Here is a 21030-nt window from a genome sequence, read left to right as displayed (position 1 = left end):
ATTATTTAATTACTAAAATAGCCATATCTCTACTATATGTACATTTTATTAAACTGCTAAATTGTTTAATTCAAAATGTTGATATCATGAAAAAAAAATACTTATTTATAATAATATTCTATTTCATTTCATTTCACAGTTTCGGACAAGATTGTTTAGAAAGAAGCCTCTCAGATGACGTAATATGTATTGGTCAAAATGCTTCGATTATTTTGTCAAATAGTGAAATCACTATGACTTATCAATTAAGAATAGGAGCTTCTGACATTGGAAGCCCTATAACCGGAACTGGTTCAGATATCACATTTACAGTATCGCCATCAATAACTACAATTTATTCCGTTTTTGCTACTTCAAATACTGCTTCAGTTTGCGACATAACATATGCAGATGTTTCTACCGTAACTGTAAATAATCTTTCAGTTGCTCCTACAACTATCTCTGGAATAACTACTATTTGCAACGGGCAATCTACTACACTAACAGTTAGTGGAGGTACGCTAGGTACGGGAGCTATGGCTGAATGGTTTTCGGGTTCTTGTAATGGCATTGCCGTAGGAACTGGAAATAGTATTACAGTTTCTCCTATAAGTAATACCACTTATTACGTCCGTTATAATGGGTCTTGCAACGTTACTAGCTGCGCTTCTACAGCGGTAATCGTTAATTCAGTTCCAGTTCCAACTGTATCAATTGGTGTAAGTCCAGGTAGTAATATATGTGCTGGAACATCTGTGACTTTTACAGCTAATCCTACAAATGGAGGAACATCTCCTTTATATCAATGGAAAATTAATGGAACTAACATCGGTTCCAATAGTTCGACAGCAACTTTCACCTCATCGTCATTAGTTAATACAGATAAAGTAACAGTTGTCTTAACCTCTAATGCTACCTGTGCTGCTCCGGTAAACGCTACTAGCAATCAAATTACAATGACTGTTAATGATCTATTAACTCCTTCTATAAGTATTTCTTCTTCATCAACAACAATCTGCCCAGGAAACAATATCAACTTTTCTGCAGTAGCAATAAACGGAGGAAGTTCACCTTTCTATCAATGGAAAATAAACAACAGTAACGTTGGAATTAATAGTCCTAATTTTTCCTCTACCACCTTAATTGATGGAGATGTTGTTACTGTAGAATTAACTTCAAACGCAATTTGCGTTTCTCCAACAAAAATTACAAGTAATAGCATCCCAATAACAGTTAATCCCGCAATACCAACTACCCCTTTAGCTGTATCGGGAATTAGTACGCAATGTCCAACACTAAATAATCAGGCGTATACAATTGCAGCGGTAACAAATGCTACTATTTACAATTGGACTGTGCCTTCTGGATGGACAATAACTGGAGGACAAGGAACTACTTCAATAAACGTAACAACTGGAAATAGTGGTCAAAATGGTAATATAAGTGTTACAGCGGGCAATAGCTGTGGAACAAGTTCGGCAAGCAATCTGGCTGTAACTATTATACCTAATGCAAGTATTGCTTCAGTTTCTGGAACAAATGCAATATGCATTGGTAGTACTACAACATACTCAGCAAACTCTGTTATATTAGGCGGTGGAACTGGCGCTTGGAGTAGTTCTAATACCGCTGTAGCAACAGTAGATTCAACTACAGGCCTAGTAACTGGAATAGCAGCAGGAAATTCAAACATAATCTACACGATAACTGGTGGTTGCTCAGGTACTAAAACGGCCCAACAATCAATAACGATAAATCCCGATGCCAATATTGCCTCAGTTACTGGGACAAGTCCAATATGTATTTCCGGAACAACAACTTTTACTGCAAATTCAGTTACACTCGGGGGTGGAACAGGAACTTGGAGTAGCAGTAATGCAGCAATTGCTACCGTAAATTCATCAGGTCTTGTAACTGGAATTGGAGCAGGGAATTGCAATATCGTTTATACTATCAGTGGCGGTTGTTCAGGAACTAAAACTGCCCAACAATCAATAACCATAACCCCAAATGCAAGTATTAGTTCCGTAACTGGTACAAGTCCGATATGTATTGCAGGAACAACCACTTATTCTGCAAATTCCATTGTACTCGGTGGAGGAACGGGGGCTTGGAGTAGTAGTAACACCGCTGTAGCTACTGTTGATTCTTCAACAGGTATAGTTACTGGAATTGCTGCTGGGACAACCAACATCATTTATAGCATAACTGGAGGTTGTTCAGGAACTAAATCTGCCCAGCAAACACTAACAATTACACCAAATACAAGTATTGGCTCCGTTACTGGTACAAGTCCAATTTGCATTTCTGGTACAACAACCTACGCCGCAAACTCAGTTGTTTTAGGTGGTGGAACTGGCGCTTGGAGCAGTTCAAATACAGCTGTAGCGACAATTAATTCATCAACTGGAGTTGTCACAGGAGTTTCAGCAGGAACTTCAAACATAATTTACACTATTTCAGGAGGTTGTTCAGGAATTAAAACTGCACAACAATCAATAACCATAACCCCAAATGCAAGTATTAGTTCCGTTAGTGGCGCCAGTCCGATATGTATTTCTGGAACAACAACTTATGCGGCAAACTCAGTTGTCCTAGGTGGTGGTTCTGGAACTTGGACAAGTAGCAATACAGCTGTAGCGACAGTTAATTCATCAACTGGAGTTGTTACTGGAGTTTCCGCAGGAACTTCAAACATAATTTACACCATTTCAGGAGGATGTTCAGGAACTAAAACAGCTCAACAATCGATAACTATAAATCCAAATGCAAGTATTGCTTCCGTTACTGGAATCAGTAATTTATGTATTTCAACCTCAACAAGCTTTACTGCCAATTCCGTAATTTTAGGTGGTGGTACAGGTACTTGGAGCAGTAGCAACAACTCGGTTGCAACTGTTAATGCTACAGGGCTTGTTACCGCTACAGGAGCTGGAACTTGCAACATAACCTATACCATAACAGGAGGTTGCGGTGGCAATGTGTCTGCCTCACAACCTATAAATGTATTTTCAGGTATTCCTGCCACTCCTGGAATACCAATTGTTCCAGTTGGTCAATCTAGTTCTCTATGTCCAATTGCCTATGGTTTAATGTACTCTATTTCAGCTGTTGCAAATGCGACCAGTTACACCTGGAATGTACCTGCTGGATGGACCATTACTTCTGGTCAAGGAACAACGGCTATAGTAGTTGATGCAGGTGTACAATCAACTGGAACTAAAAACATTTCTGTGACTGCTACAAATGCTTGTGGATCAAGTACAAGCCCTAATTATAGTGCAACTGTAGGGACTTTTGGATATGTAGATGCTGGTGTTGATCAAATAGTTTGTGCAGGAACAAGTACAGTTTCACTGTTAGCTACTGGTGGTGGATCTACTAATATTAATAATGATTTAACATGGTCCGCACCCTCTGGAAGTTTTTCGAATACTGGTAAAGCCAATGCGACCTACACCATAAATAATGCCATAGCAACCAGTGGCGGATCAGTAACCCTTACCGCAACTGTAAGGGCAGAAGGTAGTTGCCCCGTTTCAACTGATCAAATGGTAATTACCGTTTTACCTCCAGTTACGGCATCTATAGGTGGTACTACAACAATTTGCTCTGGTTCAACTACTAACATCACATTCAACGCGACACCAAACACTACTGTTACTTACACAGTTACTGGAATTGCTGGAAGTTCGACAATAAATATTGGCGCAAGTGGAACAGCTGTATTAACAACACCTACACTTTCTGCTAGTAAAACTTATTCTTTAACAAGTGTAGCTTATACAGCTACACCAACTTGTAGTTTATCCGCAACAGGGAATGCAATTATAACTGTAAGCCAAACTCCTATTGTTACTGCAGGTGGTCCTGATACCGTTTGTCAATCTAGTACCCCGTCAGCCATTACACTATCTGGAGCAACTCGTTCAGGAGGAGCAACAACAGCAGCTTGGTCGATCACTTCTGGAGGAGGATCATTATCATCAACAACACCTACGTCAAATCCAGCATCTGTGACTTACACCCCAGCAGCAAATTATAGCGGAAATGTAATTTTAACTTTGACTTCAGATGCACCAACAGCCTGCTCTCCAACTAGTGCAACAAGAACGATTACTATTAATGCGTCACCTACTGTAAATGCTGGAGGACCAGATATTGTATGCCAATCTGCAACACCATCTGCCCTAACTTTATCAGGGGCGACTATTGGTGGTGGAGCAACTACTGCTGCTTGGTCAATTACTTCAGGTGGAGGAACATTAAGTAGCACTGCACAAACCGCATCACCAGCAACTGTGACCTATACTCCAGCGGCAAACTCTAGTGGGGTAATTACTTTGACTTTAACTACAAATGCTTTAAGTTCTTGTTCACCAATAAGTACTACAAGAACTATTACCATAAATGCCGCATCTTCTGTAAATGCTGGAACTAATCAAACCATTTGTCAATCTGCGACTCCATCGCCCATTACATTAGCTGGAGCATCAGTTGGTGGCGGAGCGACTACAGGAGCTTGGTCAATTACTTCTGGAGGAGGAACATTAAGCAATACTGCACAAACCGCATCACCAGCAACCGTGACATACACTCCAGCGGCAAATTATAGTGGAGCTGTAATTTTAACCTTAACTACAAATGCTTTAAGCACTTGTTCAACCGTAAGTGCTACAAAAACAATTACGGTTAACGCGCTATCAACTGTGAATCCTGGTTTGGATCAAACCATTTGTCAATCTTCATCCCCTTCAGCAATTACCTTAACAGGAGCTTCAATAGGTGGTGGAGCCACAACTGGAGCTTGGTCAATCACCTCTGGAGGAGGAACATTAAGTAGCACCGCACAAACTGCAACTCCGTCTAGCGTTACCTATACTCCAGCAATAAACTATAGCGGAAACGTAATTTTGACTTTAACTACAAATTCAGCTACATCATGTAATCCAACAACTGCCACAAGAACAATAACTATTAATGTTGCTTCTACTGTAAATCCTGGTTTGAATCAAACGATTTGTCAATCCCCATCCCCATCCCCTATTCAATTAACTGGAGCATCATTTGGTGGAGGCGCTACAACTGCGGCTTGGTCCATTACTTCAGGAGGAGGATCATTAAGTAATACTGCACAAACTACAACTCCTGATCTTGTTACTTATACTCCAGCAACAAATTATAGCGGAAATGTAATTTTGACTTTAACTACAAGTGCCTTGACCTCATGTACTGCTACCAATGCGACAAGAACAATCACAGTTAATACTGCACCTACAGTAAATGCTGGTGGCCCCAACATTGCATGCCAATCTTTATCACCATCATCAATAACCTTAGCCGGAGCTTCAATAGGTGGCGGAGCAACAACTGGAGCTTGGTCAATTACGTCTGGAGGAGGAACATTAAGTAGTACTGCGCAGACCGCAACTCCAGCGACCGTTACTTATACTCCGGCTATAAACTATAGCGGAAATGTAATTTTGACATTAACTACAAATGCCTTAACTTCCTGTTCTCCTATTTCTGACACAAGAACAATTACGGTAAATACGGCATCAACTGTTGATGCAGGATTAGATCAAACCATTTGTCAATCTGCAACTCCCTCAGCAATTATTTTAACTGGTGCTTTTATTGGTGGTGGAGCAACAACAGGTGCTTGGTCAATCACGTCTGGAGGTGGAACGTTAAGCAATACAGCTCAAAATGCATCACCACAAACAGTAACTTATACACCTGCCTCAAATTTTAGTGGAACCGTTATCCTTAAACTAACCACAAATTCAGCAACCTCATGTACTACCGCAAGTGCAACAAAAACTTTCACAGTAAAAAAAGAAGTAATAATTACCACTCAGCCGTCCAACACGAGTATTTGTGCCAGTTTCCCTGCAGATTTAAACGTTGTCGCAATTGGAGATGAATTAACCTATCAATGGTATAAAGGAGCTTTTCCAGGAGTAGCAGTTTCCAATTCGGGAAATATTTCTGGGGCACAATCATCAAACCTTCACTTTAACCAAGCTAGTTTATCAGATGATGGTATTTACTACGTAATTGTTAGCGGTGCTTCAGCTTGTTCTCCGGTAATCTCAGCGCAAAGAACACTAAATGTAGACCAAGCGATAATTGTATCTACCCAACCTATTACACAGTCGATATGTAGTGGATCTAATATTACTTTAACAGTTAGTGCTGATGCAAATGGTGATATGCTCTCCTTTCAATGGAGAAAAAACGGTACAAACATTGGAGCGCCAACGACATCAACAACGAACTCTTCATTAATTTTAAATAATAATACTATAACAGCTACCTATGATGTTTTGATTTCAGGGCCATCGGGTTATACCTGCTCCTCTGTTCAATCAACTACTGCCACAGTAACTATTTATCCAATACCTACAATCAGTGGCACACTTTCAGTTTGTGAAGGCGCTAATACCCAATTGAGCGGTTCTGCATCCCCAAATGTGAGTTCTCCTTGGTTGTCATCAAATACTGCTGTCGCGACCGTAAGTAACACTGGATTAGTAACAGGTATTCTCGCAGGTTCAACTACCATTACGTACACTAATTCAAATGGATGTAAAATTACAGCAACGGTAACTGTTAATCCAACTCCAAATGCAGTCGTAACCAATGGCTCGCAAACTATTTGTTCCAGCACATTAATTACACCTATGGTCGTTTCTGGAAATGTTCCATCAACTATTTTTAATTGGACAAGAGATAATACAGGAACCGTGACAGGAATCGCGGCTAGTGGTAGTGGGAATATCAGTGGGAATTTAGTTAATACAACTTCAGCCCCAGTTACAGTAACCTTTACTATTATTCCATCAACTGCAACTTGCATTGGTATTGCCATAACTTCAACCGTAGTGGTAAATCCAACTGCTCAAGTTAATCAACCACTAGATCAAATACTATGTAACAGCAGTTTCATTACTGCAGTTAATTTTGGAACTACAAATACCGGAGGAACAACTACCTACAGCTGGACAAACAATACCACTTCAATAGGTTTAGCAGCATCCGGATCTGGAAACATAACTTCATTTTCTGCCATAAATAATGGAAATTCTCCTGTGATTGCGACAATAATAGTTACACCAACATTTACAAATGGTGGAGCCAGCTGTATTGGTGCTACAAAAACTTTTACCATTACTGTCAATCCTAAAGCAAATGTAAACAAGCCATCACCAATTGATGTTTGTAATGGGAATACGGTCACAGCAATTACATTTGGATCTTCAAATTCAGGAGGAACTAAAACGTATGCTTGGACAAATAATAATCCTTCAATTGGTTTAGGAGCTTCTGGAACTGGGGATATCCCTTCATTTACAGCAATAAACAATGGTAGTTCTCCAATTACAGCTACCATAAATGTAACTCCTACATTTGACAACGGAGGAATTAAATGTAATGGTCAAGCTGAAACATTTGTAATTACTATTAACCCTACAGCAGAGGTTAATCAACCAAGTAATTTGACTTTTTGTAATGGAAATGCAACTTCTGCTATTACTTTTGGAACTACAAATACTGGTGGAACCACAACCTATAATTGGACAAACAACACCCCTTCAATAGGTATAACATCTGGAAGTGGTAGCATCCTCTCTTTTAGTGCAATAAATAATGGCACGACTCCCGTAATCGCAACTATTACTGTTACTCCATCATTTAATAACAGTAGCATAAATTGTACGGGGCCATCTAAAACATTTACTATAACAGTCAACCCTACCCCTACTGTAACTGTACCTTCAAACCTAACCGTTTGTAATAATGGGGTAGTTCCTGCAACCAATTTCACTTCATCGCCAGCTGGAGGTACTTTCACTTGGACTAATAGTAATCCAAGCATAGGATTAGCAGCTTCTGGAGCTGGAAACATACCTTCATTTAATGCTACAAACTCAGGAACATCAGCTATAAACGCAACAATAACTGTTACTCCAACTGTTAATGGATGTACAGGAACCCCAAAAACATACACTATCAAAATTGATGCCTCCTCAACGGGTGGTATAGTTAGTTATTCGGATGGGACAAAAACGAAAACCGACTGTCACTCCGCATCTGGACAACTTACTTTATCTGGACATACTGGTACAATTCTATATTGGGAAACTTCAATAGACGCCGGAAACACATGGACCAATATTGCTAATGGTGGTAATACAACCTATAACTATTCTACTATAACAACAAATACTATGTTTAGAGTGGCCATACAAAACGCCTCTTGTACAATAGTTAAATCAGATGTTGCGATTTTATTTATTATTCCAAATATCAAACCATCCCCTGTGAGTGCATTACCTTCCACAATATGCGAAGGTGATTCAACAACATTAACCTCAAGTGCTAGTTACTCTACCAGTCAAAATTTACAAAATGGTGGACTTTTCAATAGTGCTCAACCTGTTGGTTGGTATGTAGATGGAGGGAATTTCAATGCTTCCGGCGACAACGGAAACAACCATACCTGGCTGGAAACTAATGGAAATGCGGGGACTGAGTACGACACAGCATCTAATGATAAGTTTGCTATTGTAAGAGGTGCAATCGACTCAAGGTTAGAAACGCCAATTTTTGATTTGGTCGGACTAACAACTGCTAATTTGACTTTTGACTATGCCTATCAATTAGCATCGGGAGCAACTGGAAAAGTAGAACTTTCTTTTGATGGAGGAGCTACATATCCAGTAACCTTAATTACCTATACTGGAAATAAAACGCCTTACAATAAATTTACTAGTGCAATGAGTATTAATTTGGATGCTTATTTAGGATATTCTAATTTGAGAATAAAATTTAATTTTCACGGGACAGTAAATAGTGTTAATGCTTTTGGAGGTAGTTCATGGGCAATTGATAATGTCCAAATTCCCCAAGCACCAGTTCCTACCTTAACATCCCAGTGGCAAAATTTAGGTACAGGGGCAATCATTAGTGTGAGTAATGCTACAAATGTAACTGTAACTCCTGCAATAACTACAACTTATGCAGTAACCTCATTCCTTAATGGATGTACCAGCTATGGAATTGATGGGACAACATATGTAACGGTTACCGTAAATAAAAGACCACTTGTTGCTGCTTCTCCAGCAACAATCTGTTCTGACGACATATCAAACATTCCGTTGTCAAGTGCTGTTGTAGGTACCGAAACATCAACAACATTTACTTGGACTGTAGTACAAACTGGAGTGACAGGAGCAACTGTGGGAAGTGGGAATACAATTGCACAAAAATTGACAACAACTGGTGCTACATCAGGAACAGCCGTCTATACGATTACCCCAACATCCAAAGGATGTTTAGGTACGGCAAAGAATATTACCGTAACTGTAAATCCACGACCAACCGCAAACATAGGACCAAACCAAACGATTTGTTATGGGGGTACTGGTACTTTTAGTATTGCCTTAACAGGTAAAGCGCCTTGGACTTTTACGTATACAAATGGCACAACGCCTACTACAGTAACTACAAGCGCCAACCCCTATGTATTTACCGTCCCAAATATTATTGTGAATACAACCTATATCGTTACGGCGTTAAGCGATGCAAATTGTAACCCTGCAAAACCATCCGATTTAACTGGATCAGCAGCAGTAACAGTTCTAACGGGAACAGCGGGTATCTGGACTGGTTTAGTAAGTACAGACTGGTTTGATTGTAAAAACTGGGAACAAGGCCTTCCTTCTTATACAATTGATGCTCAAATACCTACTACTCCATCTGGTGGATTTGGCATGCCAGTTATTGACAACACTTCTCCATTTGCCCCTTTATATAGTGGTATTGCAACTGCTAGAGATTTAATTGTTAATCCTGGAGCTTCTGTCACTATGGTTAACACTAATAATTCTGAATTACAAATAAGCCGTAATTGGAGAAATAGTGGTGCTTTTATCCCCGGGACAGGAACAGTTACTTTTAATGGTGGAACTGCTAATCAAATTCAAACTATAAATCTAGGAATAAAAACAAACGAAACTTTTTATAACCTAAAAACCAATACAACAGGAACAGCTAAAGGCTTAAGTGTTGTAAATCAATTTGAATTAACTGTACAAAATCAACTCAACTTATTAAAAGGAGATGTCCGTTTAACAGGTGAAGCGCAACTGGTACAAACTATTGCTACATCAAATCCAACCGGTGGACAAGGTGTACTGTTAATAGATCAACAAGGTCAAAAAAATAGTTTCAATTACAATTATTGGTCTTCACCAGTAAGCCTTAATAACATAAATTATTCTATATCAAGTGTATTAAGAGACGGGACTGATGTCACCACTAATCCATTTAACCCAACTGTAATAACGTTCCTTGATGGTGCCTTTAGTGCCGACTTGCCACAAACGAATCCAATAACTGTAAGCAACCGTTGGTTATGGGCTTTTAATTCACCTGCATTATCAGATCCTTTATTAAATTATTATCAATGGAAATATGTTGGTAGTACAGGGACAATAAACATTGGAGAAGGATTTACGATGAAAGGAAATGGAGGAGTTGTTCCTATTTCTTCTTTACAAAACTATGTATTTGTTGGTATTCCAAATACTGGAACAATTCAATTAAAAATAGATCCAGAGCAATCCTATTTGGTAGGTAACCCCTATCCATCTGCCCTTGACGCTAAACAATTTATAAGAGATAATTTAAGAGATTGCACTGGTTGTACAAATAGTAAAAACGTATTTAATGGAGCTCTCTATTATTGGGATCATTTTGGATTATCAAATAACCATTATTTAGCTGAATATGAAGGAGGTTATGCTACCTATACCCTAATGGGAGGTGTAGCTGGAATCAATGATAGTTCGTTAACGGTCAATGATGGTTCAACTGGATCAAAAATTCCAAAACAATACATACCCGTAGCACAAGGATTTTTTGTAGATGCCTTTTTAGATACTGACATTTCTGGTTCAGAAATCCCAATATCTGTTGAAGGAGGTACATTACTTTTCAAAAACAGTCAGCGACAATTTGTTAGAGAGAGTTCCGGAAGCTCCCTATTTATGAAAACAAATAGCACTACTAAAATAAACAGTCCCGAAATAGATGATAGGTCAAAAATACGATTAGGTTTTGACTCTGCAATCGGTGCACACCGACAATTACTTGTAGGTATTGATCCCAATACTACAAATCAATTTGATATTGGTTATGATGCTCCCATGTATGATTTAAGCGATGATGATATGTATTGGGAAATGAATGATACCCAATTCATTATACAAGGAGTTCCTAATTTTAATGACGATCAAATTATACCAGTGGGTATTAATGTGGCAAATGAAGGTGCAATAACAATTAAGATAGATGCAATGGAAAATATTCCTAATTCACTGGAAATTTATTTATTTGACAATGTAACTGGGATTTATAACGATATAAAAAACAATGATCTAACTCTATCACTTACACCAGGAGCGTATACAAATCGGTTCTCTTTGCATTTTGTAAATAAAACACTAAGTGTTGACAAAGCTAAATTGAATGATGGAATACTAGTATATTTTACCAATGACAATAAAATACTAAACATTAAAAATAATTTTGTAGATAATACAATAGAAAAAGTATACCTTTTCAATATTTTAGGTCAAAAAATAGAAAATTGGACTATTGATGATGGTGTGCAAGCTTCTATTAAACTACCAATTAAAAATGTTAGAACCGGAGTGTATATTGTGAAAATTCAAACTTCGAAAGGCAATTTTAGTAAGAATATTATTGTCCATTAATCGACGAAATATTAACTAAATTTTGTAAAGTTGAACTGAGAATTGTTTTTATATTTGAATCGAAAATTCGAATATAAAAACAATATAGAGTATGAAAAAAATAATCACCCTTTTAGCAATAGCTTTATTTACTATAAACGCAAGTGCTCAAGATGCAAAACCGGCTAAAAAAGAAAAAACAAAAAAAGAATCTTGTTGCATGGCAAAAGAATCTGACGCAAAGACTATGAGTGCAGAAGATGTTGCAAAATGTCAAGTAAAATGCAAGGCCGACGGAAAAAAATGCAGTGCCAAAACAAGTAAAAAAGAAGGTAAAAAATGCTAATTTAAAAAAGTATAAAATAATTTTTACAAAAGAAGGCTCTAACTAATTTAGAGCCTTCTTTTTTTACAAACTAGTAAACAACTTATTTTTATTTTATTCTAACACTCCATTCAAAATCCATTTCTGACACTTGAACTCCCTCTTCATTCGTCCCTATGGATTTCATCCAGAAAGTTTGTCCCTCTCCTGTAGCAATTGTTTCTTTGATTGCTTGCGCTATCAAGTGCCCATCCTTACATACAAATGTTATTCTTCCAGTTGCTTTTTTTGTAAAATTTCCTTTATTATTAGCCACTAACATGGATATTTTTTTTCCGCTTTTTTTAATTTGATAGATTACTAATGCTCCTGTTGAAAGCTCAGCAGCCATAGCCTGAACTGCAAAATACATCGAATTGAATGGATTTTGATTGATCCAGCGGTGTTTTACAGACACCACACATTTATTCTCATCTATTTCTTTTACCCTTACTCCGCAAAGAAAAGCAGAAGGCAATTTGAAAAATAGAAATTTATTAAGTTTAGAGGCTGTAAGGTTCATTATTGCTTGTTTTTTTGCTAATATACAAAAAAATACTATGCGTACATATAAAAATAATTTGTTAAAAATATGTTAATATTTACTACTATGCGATACAAGATACTGTCTTTTGGACATATATTTGCATAAGAAATTACTAGGTAAGCTAATCGAAATTAGTTCTGTACTTTCAATCATCAATCAAAAATCAAAAAAAATGGAAACAATTACCGAAAAAAATGCCGCTACTTTTACACACATAAGTACGTTAACACAATACTTTATTCCTTTTGGGAATTATATTTTTCCAATATTAATTTGGTCGACAAAAAAAGATCAGTCCGAATTTGTAGATTATAATGGAAAACAAGTACTTAATTTTCAATTGAGTTTACTATTGTATTCGTTAGTCCTTATTGCTATTGCAGTACCTATTTTCTTAATCACTATTTTTAACAATGTTCCTTTTGATGCTATCATTCATGATGATAATTTTGTTATCAATAATTTTAATTTTGACAACAGTATTGGTCTATTAACAATTGGAATTATGGCAGTTATTATTTTTGGCTGTTTGAAAATAGCAGAGTTCTTTTTAATTATCTATGCAGCAATAAAAACATCAAACGGAGAACGTTTTAAATATCCAATCACAATTCCATTTATAAAATAACGAGCCTATCCCTGATGGAAGTGACATCTCCCGATTTTATTTATCGGGAATACAACGGACAGCAGGAAATAGCTTCTAAAAATAATCATCAATCATCAATCAAAAAATGAACAGTTTAATCCAAAAACAAAAATGAAATTATGAACATTGAAAACACAAAAGCACAGATGCGTAAAGGTGTTCTCGAATTTTGCATCCTATCCGTATTGAAAGAAAAAGATGCATACACATCGGAAATACTAGACACTTTAAAAAACGCAAAATTACTCGTAGTGGAGGGTACTATTTACCCACTACTGACACGACTAAAAAACGACGGATTATTAAGCTACCGTTGGGAAGAATCAACATCAGGACCACCAAGAAAATATTATGGTCTTACTGAAATAGGACAAACCTTTTTAAACGAATTAAATGGTACTTGGACAGAATTGTCTGATGCCGTAAATCTAATCACAAACCAAAAATAAGAGTCATGAACAAAACTGTAAATATAAACTTAGGCGGAATGTTCTTTCATATAGATGAAGATGCATACCAAAAACTAACTCGTTATTTTGATGCTATAAAGCGTTCTCTATCCAATTCATCTGGTCAAGAAGAAATCATCAAAGACATTGAAATGCGCGTTTCGGAATTACTGAACGAGAAACAAAAAAGCGACAAACATGTTGTGGGTTTAAAAGATGTTGACGAAGTGATTACGGTCATGGGACAACCTGAAGACTATATCATTGAAGAAGACAATAAAACAAATCAAACCTTTACAGAAACTTCTAATAGAAGAGTAAAAAAACTATATAGAGATAAAGAAAAAGGAATGATAGGCGGTGTAGCTGCTGGACTTAGTCATTATTTTGGAATTGATACTGTATGGATTCGAATTTTATTAATAATATCAGTTTGGGGATTTGGAACAGGTGTATTAGCCTACATCATTCTTTGGATTGTAACGCCAGAAGCAGTAACCACATCCGAAAAATTGGAAATGACTGGAGAACCAGTTAACATTTCGAATATCGAAAAAAAAGTTCGTGAAGAATTTGAAAACGTTTCTGACAAAATTAAAAATGTTGATTATGACAAATACGGTAATCAAATAAAGTCGGGAGCAAATAAAATAGGAAGTTCATTTGGAGATTTTATCCTATCTGTTTTCAAAGTATTTGCTAAATTTCTCGGTATCCTATTAATCATCACAGGATTAACAACATTAATCTTTTTACTGATAGGCGTATTCACATTAGGCTCTTCCACTTTTATTGATTTCCCTTGGCAAAGCTTTGTTGAAGCAGGGAACTTTACGGACTACCCTATTTGGTCATTTGGCCTTTTAATGTTCTTTGCTGTAGGAATTCCTTTCTTTTTTCTAACGCTATTGGGCTTTAAATTATTGGCTCCGAACATGAAATCGATCGGAAACATTGCTAAATATACATTATTAGCACTTTGGATAATTGCGGTAGCATTAGCAATCTCTATTGGAATAAGACAAGCAACTGCATTTGCAATTGATGGTAGAGTGGTACACAAAGAAAATATAATATTACAACCTAGTGACACTTTGTTTATTAAATTCAAACACAATGACTATTATGCAAAAAATGTGAATGATAGAAATGATTTCAAAATTACCCAAGACTCCACTGACAATGATGTTATTTATTCAAATGAAGTTAGTTTTAAAATCGAAAAAACAGACGAGAAAATACCCTATATTCAAATAGAAAAAGAGGCAAAAGGAAAATCTTTATCTGAAGCTAAAAAAAGAGCAAAAGAAATTAAATACAACTACAAAATAATTGGAAATCAATTAATACTTGATAACTATCTATTGAGTGATTTAAAAAATAAATACAGAGATCAAGAAATTGAAGTCACATTATACTTACCCGAAGGAACTTTATTTAAAGCAGATTCAAGTGTGCAAAACTATGATAGATCTAATGATGAGTTTTTTAACTTACACTACAGTTCAGATAAATATCTTTACCAAGTAATGGACACAAAAGTAAAATGTTTGGATTGTCCAGCTGATGAAGATGAGGATAATGATGTGGATGTTGATAATAATGAAGACGACCACGCTACAGTAACAATTAATAAAAACGGGGTTTCAATTACGAATGATACTATAATTAAAGGGAACAATGATATCAAAGAGTTGAAAATAAACAAAGACGGTATCATCATTAAAACTAAATAATCATGCTAAAAATCATCACAATCATCACAAAGTTCATATTAGTTGCGTTAACTGCATTATTGTTTGCATCTTGCAACTATTCGATAAATTCAAAATCTATTAAAGGTAGTGGAAATGTTACGACCGAAAATAGAAAGGTAGAAGGAGACTTTAAAAGTATAGAAGTAAGCAATGCTATTGATCTTGTTATTGAGCAAGGTGATAATAAGGAAATTAGTGTTGAGGCGGATGATAACTTGCAAAATAGCATTACTACAAAAGTTGAAAATGGAGTACTTATTGTTGCATGTGATTACAATTCATTTATTAATATTGAGTCGAAAAAAGTCACTGTTAAAATGCCAATTATTGAAGAACTACAAGCGTCAAGCGCCTCCTCAATACGAAGCATCAATACGTTGAAAGGAGAAAAAATTAGTCTTAGAGCTTCTAGTGCCGCAACTATTGATGTGAAAATTGAATCCGATAATATAGCTAGCAAATCAAGTAGTGGTAGCACTATTTCAATGAATGGTATGGCTCTTAACTTAGAAGCAATAGCTTCTAGCGGAAGCACAATCAATGCCAAAGAATTATTAGCCAATGAAGTGAGCGCAAAATCATCTAGCGGATCATCAATACATGTTCATCCCATAGTAAGTTTGAAAGCAAAAGCTTCTAGTGGTAGCTCTATTACTTATAATAATACGCCACATTCACTTGAAAAAAATTCAAGCTCTGGAGCAAGTATTGATAGAGATTAGCTTACCTAATATAGAATTATTACCAAAATCATTCATTAAAAATGGATGATTTTTTTATATTTGTAAAAACCATAATTTAATGTCATAATGAAAAATTACATCAATGTACTTCTACTTCTTATATCTACAACTATAACATTGGCGCAAAGTAAAGAAAAAATAAAAGGATCTAAAAAGGTAACGACTGAACAAAGAGAAATAGGTTCTTTTAAAAGTATTGAAGTTGAAGATAATATTGAAGTATACTTAGAAAGAGGAGAGAAAACAGAATTAAAAATTGAAGCAGATGACAATTTACATGATATCATTTCAATTGACTTAAGAGATAATGTATTGCGTGTTTACACTAGTAAAGAAGCAATTCGATACAAGAAGTTAATAGTAAAAATAACTTATACCAAAGACCTTAATTCAATATCTGCAAAAAATGATGTAGCAATAAATGCTATTCAAGAAGTACAGATTGATACTATTGCCTTTAAGACATTTGATAATGCTCAACTATTTTTAAATGTAAATTCAAAAGATTTTCTTTTAGAGTCAAATGATAAATCGAAGGTAGAGTTAAATCTAAAATCAGAAAAATCTAAAATCGTATTAAGTCAAAATGCCTCTTTAAAATCTTTAACCACAACTCAAGATTTCATTTGTGATTTATATCAAAAATCAGAAGCTAAAATAGAAGGTAGCGCAACCAATGGCGTTATCAGAATTGATAGCAACTCCAATCTAACTGCCAATAAATTAACTATAAAAAATATTGATTTAACAGCTGAAGGATATTCAACTGGCTCTGTTTATGCCGAAACTAGTATCAGCATAGCTGCTTCTGATAAATCAGAGATACAACTTTTTGGGGAGCCAAAAATTGAAATGAAAAAATTCACTAATGAGGCTAAGCTACTTAAAAAGGTGAAATAATATCTTCTTGTATTTTTATAAAAAAAGTCCCAATTTATACAAATTGGGACTTTTTTTTATTGCCATTATAGCATTGTATTATTCTTTGGAAGCTAAATATCGCTCTGCATCTAGAGCGGCCATACATCCTGTGCCAGCAGCAGTAATTGCTTGACGATACACATGATCTGCAGCATCACCAGCTACAAAAACACCAGCTACATTCGTTTTAGAAGTACCAGGAGTATTTATAATATATCCTGTTTCATCTAATGAAATATAATGTTTAAAAATATCAGTATTGGGTTTATGCCCAATAGCAACAAAGAAACCTGTAGCTTCAATATCAAACGCTTCATTTGTAGTTTTATTCAATGCCTTAACACCCGTAACGACTTGTTCATCACCTAAAACTTCAACAGTATCATGATTCATTAAAATAGTAATATTCTCTGTTTTACGAACACGTTCTTCCATGATTTTTGAAGCACGGAATTTTTCGCTTCTCACTAACATTGTTACTTTTTTACAAAGTTTAGATAAATAGTGCGCTTCTTCACAAGCTGAATCTCCAGCTCCTACAATTACTACTTCTTGATTTCTATAGAAAAATCCGTCACAAACAGCACAGGCAGAAACTCCTCCACCCATTTTTAAATAGTGTTGTTCAGATGGCAGTCCTAAATATTTAGCCGAAGCACCGGTAGAAATAATCACCGTTTCACAGTGCAATTCTTTAGTATCATTAATCCATACTTTATGTACATCCCCAGAAAAGTCTACTTTAGTAGCCCATCCATCACGTACATCAGTACCAAAACGTTGTGCTTGCGCTTGCAATTGAACCATCATCTCTGGTCCTGTTACTCCATCTACATAACCTGGGAAATTTTCTACTTCATTAGTTGTAGTTAATTGTCCTCCTGGTTGGATTCCTTGGTATAAAACGGGATTCATGTTTGCTCTGGCTGCATATATTGCTGCAGTATAACCTGCTGGTCCAGAACCTATAATAAGACATTTAATTTTTTCGATTGTATCTGACATAATAAGGTTGTATTATAATTTTAAAGGTACAAAATTAAGTTATAATTGCTTGAATATTGAACTTGCGCAATTAGTTTTTGTTATTCTACAATAAAAAAAATCCCTTCTGTGGATACAGAAAGGATCTTTAGTCGGGGTGGCAGGATTCGAACCTGCGGCCTCCTGCTCCCAAAGCAGGCGCGATAACCGAGCTACGCTACACCCCGAAAGCGGGTGCAAATATAGAACTATTTTTTGCTTATGCAAAACTATTTCAGAAATAAGAAATAATTAATTTAGAATAAAAATAATACTTTAAAAATCTCCCTAAATTATATATAATAAACGCCTAGCCCAGATGGTAGTGAAAAGACTCGCAGTACTTCCTGTTATTTTTTCTTGCTATAAAAGAGCGACTAAAAGAAGCTCCTTTTATAGCATTAGAAAAAACACTGAAGTACAAGAACTTGAAACAAACAGCTGGAATAGCTCCTTAAAATTAACGCTCCTTTTTTTTAAAATGAAATAGTTCAATTGACAACTAATCAAGCTTTAACAAATGTTAACAAAATAGATTTTTAGAAACCATAATTAATTGTATTTTTACGGTTCAAAATTTAGAAAAATAAATGGGCAAAATCATTGCGATTGCTAATCAAAAAGGAGGAGTTGGAAAGACAACGACATCAGTAAATCTTGCTGCATCCTTAGGGGTTTTAGAAAAAAAAGTACTACTTATTGACGCTGACCCTCAAGCTAATGCTAGTTCAGGGTTAGGTATTGATGTGGAAAGTGTAGAAATTGGAACCTATCAAATTCTGGAACACAGCAACACTCCCAGAGAAGCTATAGTAAAATGTTCTGCGCCAAATGTGGATGTAATTCCATCTCATATTGACCTTGTTGCCATCGAAATTGAATTGGTAGACAAAGAAAATAGAGAATATATGCTTAAAAAAGCATTGGAAGATATAAAAGACGAATACGACTACATCATTATAGATTGTGCACCATCATTAGGATTGCTTACTTTAAATGCATTAACAGCGGCAGACTCTGTTATTATTCCAATACAATGTGAATATTTTGCACTCGAAGGTTTAGGTAAATTATTAAATACTATAAAAAGTATTCAAAAAATTCACAATCCAGATTTAGACATTGAAGGTTTGTTATTAACAATGTTTGACTCTCGTTTGCGTTTATCGAACCAAGTTGTAGAAGAAGTTCAAAAACATTTCAACGATATGGTTTTTGATACCATTATCCAACGAAATGTAAAACTGAGTGAAGCACCAAGTTTTGGTGAAAGCATTATAAACTATGATGCAACAAGTAAGGGAGCGACTAACTACTTACACTTAGCTCAAGAAGTTATAAAGAAAAACAGTAAATAGTTTTATGGCAAAAGCAATAAAAAAACAAGCCTTAGGAAGAGGATTATCTGCATTATTAAAAGATCCGGAAAATGATATAAAATCCGTAGATGATAAAAATGCTGATAAAGTTGTAGGAAATATTATTGAGCTTGAAATTGATGCGATTGAAATAAATCCATTTCAACCAAGAAGTAATTTCAATGAAGAATCATTGCGAGAACTCGCTACTTCCATCAAGGAATTAGGCGTTATTCAACCTATTACCGTACGAAAATTAGACTTTAATAAATACCAATTAATTTCAGGGGAGCGTCGTTTACGTGCTTCTACTTTAGTTGGACTTACAACAGTTCCAGCATATATTCGTATTGCAAACGACAATGAATCATTGGTGATGGCTTTAGTTGAAAATATTCAACGTCATGATTTAGATCCTATTGAAATCGCACTTTCATACCAACGATTGATTGATGAAATTCAATTGACTCAAGAGCAAATGAGTGAACGTGTTGGGAAAAAACGGTCTACTATCGCTAATTACTTGCGCCTTTTAAAATTAGATCCAATTATTCAAACAGGAATTCGTGATGGCTTTATCAGTATGGGACATGGTCGTGCTATAATAAACATTGAAGATCTTGACATTCAAACTGATATCTATCAAAAAATTGTAAGTCAGAATCTTTCCGTTCGTGATACAGAAGCATTGGTAAAAAACTATCAAGACAGCTTGAAACCAAAACCAGCTACAAAAGCAAAAGCAGCTTCTTTTGAAATTGAAGAGTCACAAAAGAAAGTGTTCTCTACTTATTTTGGAAACAAAGTAGATGTAAAAGTAGCAGGAAATGGTAAAGGAAAAATTACAATTCCTTTTCAATCCGAAGAAGATTTAAAAAGAATCATCGAATTAATAAAGGGATAGTGAATAAACTTATTTCCATAGGAATACTTTTCTTTATTTTAGGAAATGCTACTGTTTTTGCTCAAGCAAAAAAAGAGGCTGTTCTAGTCGCAAAAGACACTTTAAAATCAAATGATATCGATCCTTTAACCCCAGCAAAGGCGGCTTTTTACTCCGCTATTTTACCTGGTTTAGGTCAAGCATACAATAAAAAATATTGGAAAATCCCACTGGTATATGGTGCTATTGGTACTAGTCTTTATTTTTATCTAGATAGTAATAAAAAATACCATCAATATAGAGATGCGTACAAACGAAGATTAGAAGGATATAGTGATGATAATTTTACTTATTTAGATAACGCTAGATTAATTTCTGGTCAAAAATTCTATCAACGCAACCGCGATTTATCCGCTTTATTCGTTGTAGCATTTTATGCTTTAAACATAATAGATGCTAATGTTGATGCAGCCCTAATACAGTTTAATGTTGATGAAAACTTATCAATACGTCCAATTATTTACCCCAATGATGTAACATTCAAAACAAATGTGGGTCTAACTCTTAATTATAATTTTTAGAGCACAACTAA

At 35.6% G+C, this 21030-nt stretch carries 12 protein-coding genes and 1 tRNA gene; 10 read left to right on the top strand and 3 right to left on the bottom strand.

What is annotated here, in order from left to right; translation table 11 throughout:
* The first annotated feature begins 86 nt into the window (after positions 1 to 86).
* Together AB3G34_RS01640 and AB3G34_RS01635 are read left to right on the top strand one after the other, a co-directional pair.
* Positions 87 to 11765: an Ig-like domain-containing protein gene (locus tag AB3G34_RS01640; protein ID WP_369753256.1), complete on the top strand. Its 11679-nt coding sequence runs from the start codon at positions 87 to 89 to the stop codon at positions 11763 to 11765.
* Between the two features lie 91 nt (positions 11766 to 11856).
* Positions 11857 to 12090, top strand: coding sequence for a hypothetical protein (locus tag AB3G34_RS01635; protein ID WP_367773871.1), 234 nt, complete (start codon positions 11857 to 11859; stop codon positions 12088 to 12090).
* Positions 12091 to 12178: 88 nt separating this feature from the next.
* Here AB3G34_RS01635 and AB3G34_RS01630 read toward each other — a convergent pair whose 3' ends face one another.
* Entirely contained in the window at positions 12179 to 12631 is a 453-nt protein-coding gene (locus AB3G34_RS01630) for a DUF4442 domain-containing protein (protein WP_367757568.1), read from the bottom strand.
* A 196-nt stretch (positions 12632 to 12827) separates the two neighbouring features.
* Between AB3G34_RS01630 and AB3G34_RS01625 the strand changes: the two genes are divergently transcribed.
* From AB3G34_RS01625 to AB3G34_RS01605, 5 genes are all read left to right on the top strand, one after another.
* Positions 12828 to 13283, top strand: a complete 456-nt coding sequence (locus tag AB3G34_RS01625; protein WP_367773870.1) for a DUF4870 domain-containing protein — start codon at positions 12828 to 12830, stop codon at positions 13281 to 13283.
* Positions 13284 to 13423: 140 nt separating this feature from the next.
* Positions 13424 to 13753: a PadR family transcriptional regulator gene (locus AB3G34_RS01620; protein ID WP_007136354.1), complete on the top strand. Its 330-nt coding sequence runs from the start codon at positions 13424 to 13426 to the stop codon at positions 13751 to 13753.
* A 5-nt stretch (positions 13754 to 13758) separates the two neighbouring features.
* Positions 13759 to 15489: a PspC domain-containing protein gene (locus tag AB3G34_RS01615; protein WP_369753255.1), complete on the top strand. Its 1731-nt coding sequence runs from the start codon at positions 13759 to 13761 to the stop codon at positions 15487 to 15489.
* Between the two features lie 2 nt (positions 15490 to 15491).
* Positions 15492 to 16232: a head GIN domain-containing protein gene (locus tag AB3G34_RS01610; RefSeq protein WP_369753254.1), complete on the top strand. Its 741-nt coding sequence runs from the start codon at positions 15492 to 15494 to the stop codon at positions 16230 to 16232.
* Between the two features lie 87 nt (positions 16233 to 16319).
* Complete coding sequence (locus AB3G34_RS01605) at positions 16320 to 17153, top strand: GIN domain-containing protein (RefSeq protein ID WP_369753253.1); 834 nt, start codon at positions 16320 to 16322, stop codon at positions 17151 to 17153.
* A gap of 78 nt (positions 17154 to 17231) precedes the next feature.
* On the opposite strand, the gene trxB is transcribed toward AB3G34_RS01605, so the two are convergent.
* The gene (gene trxB, locus AB3G34_RS01600) at positions 17232 to 18179 is read right to left on the bottom strand and encodes a thioredoxin-disulfide reductase (RefSeq protein WP_369753252.1); all 948 of its coding nucleotides are present in this window, start codon (positions 18177 to 18179) and stop codon (positions 17232 to 17234) included.
* 131 nt (positions 18180 to 18310) lie between these two features.
* Positions 18311 to 18385, bottom strand: a tRNA-Pro gene (locus AB3G34_RS01595).
* 402 nt (positions 18386 to 18787) lie between these two features.
* Here AB3G34_RS01595 and AB3G34_RS01590 point away from each other — a divergent pair.
* From AB3G34_RS01590 to AB3G34_RS01580, 3 genes are read left to right on the top strand one after another with little or no spacing between them, the layout of a single operon-like run.
* Entirely contained in the window at positions 18788 to 19555 is a 768-nt protein-coding gene (locus AB3G34_RS01590; RefSeq protein ID WP_367757556.1) for a ParA family protein, read from the top strand.
* Positions 19556 to 19559: 4 nt separating this feature from the next.
* Positions 19560 to 20459 (top strand): ParB/RepB/Spo0J family partition protein, encoded by a 900-nt coding sequence (locus tag AB3G34_RS01585; RefSeq protein WP_367757554.1) that lies wholly within the window; start codon positions 19560 to 19562, stop codon positions 20457 to 20459.
* Entirely contained in the window at positions 20459 to 21019 is a 561-nt protein-coding gene (locus AB3G34_RS01580; protein ID WP_369753251.1) for a DUF5683 domain-containing protein, read from the top strand. The genes AB3G34_RS01585 and AB3G34_RS01580 overlap by 1 nt, the downstream gene beginning before the upstream one ends.
* The last annotated feature ends 11 nt before the right edge of the window (positions 21020 to 21030 follow it).

This window comes from Flavobacterium sp. WC2409 (genome assembly GCF_041200085.1).
GTDB lineage: Bacteria > Bacteroidota > Bacteroidia > Flavobacteriales > Flavobacteriaceae > Flavobacterium.
This window is presented reverse-complemented; position numbering and strand designations above follow the sequence as displayed.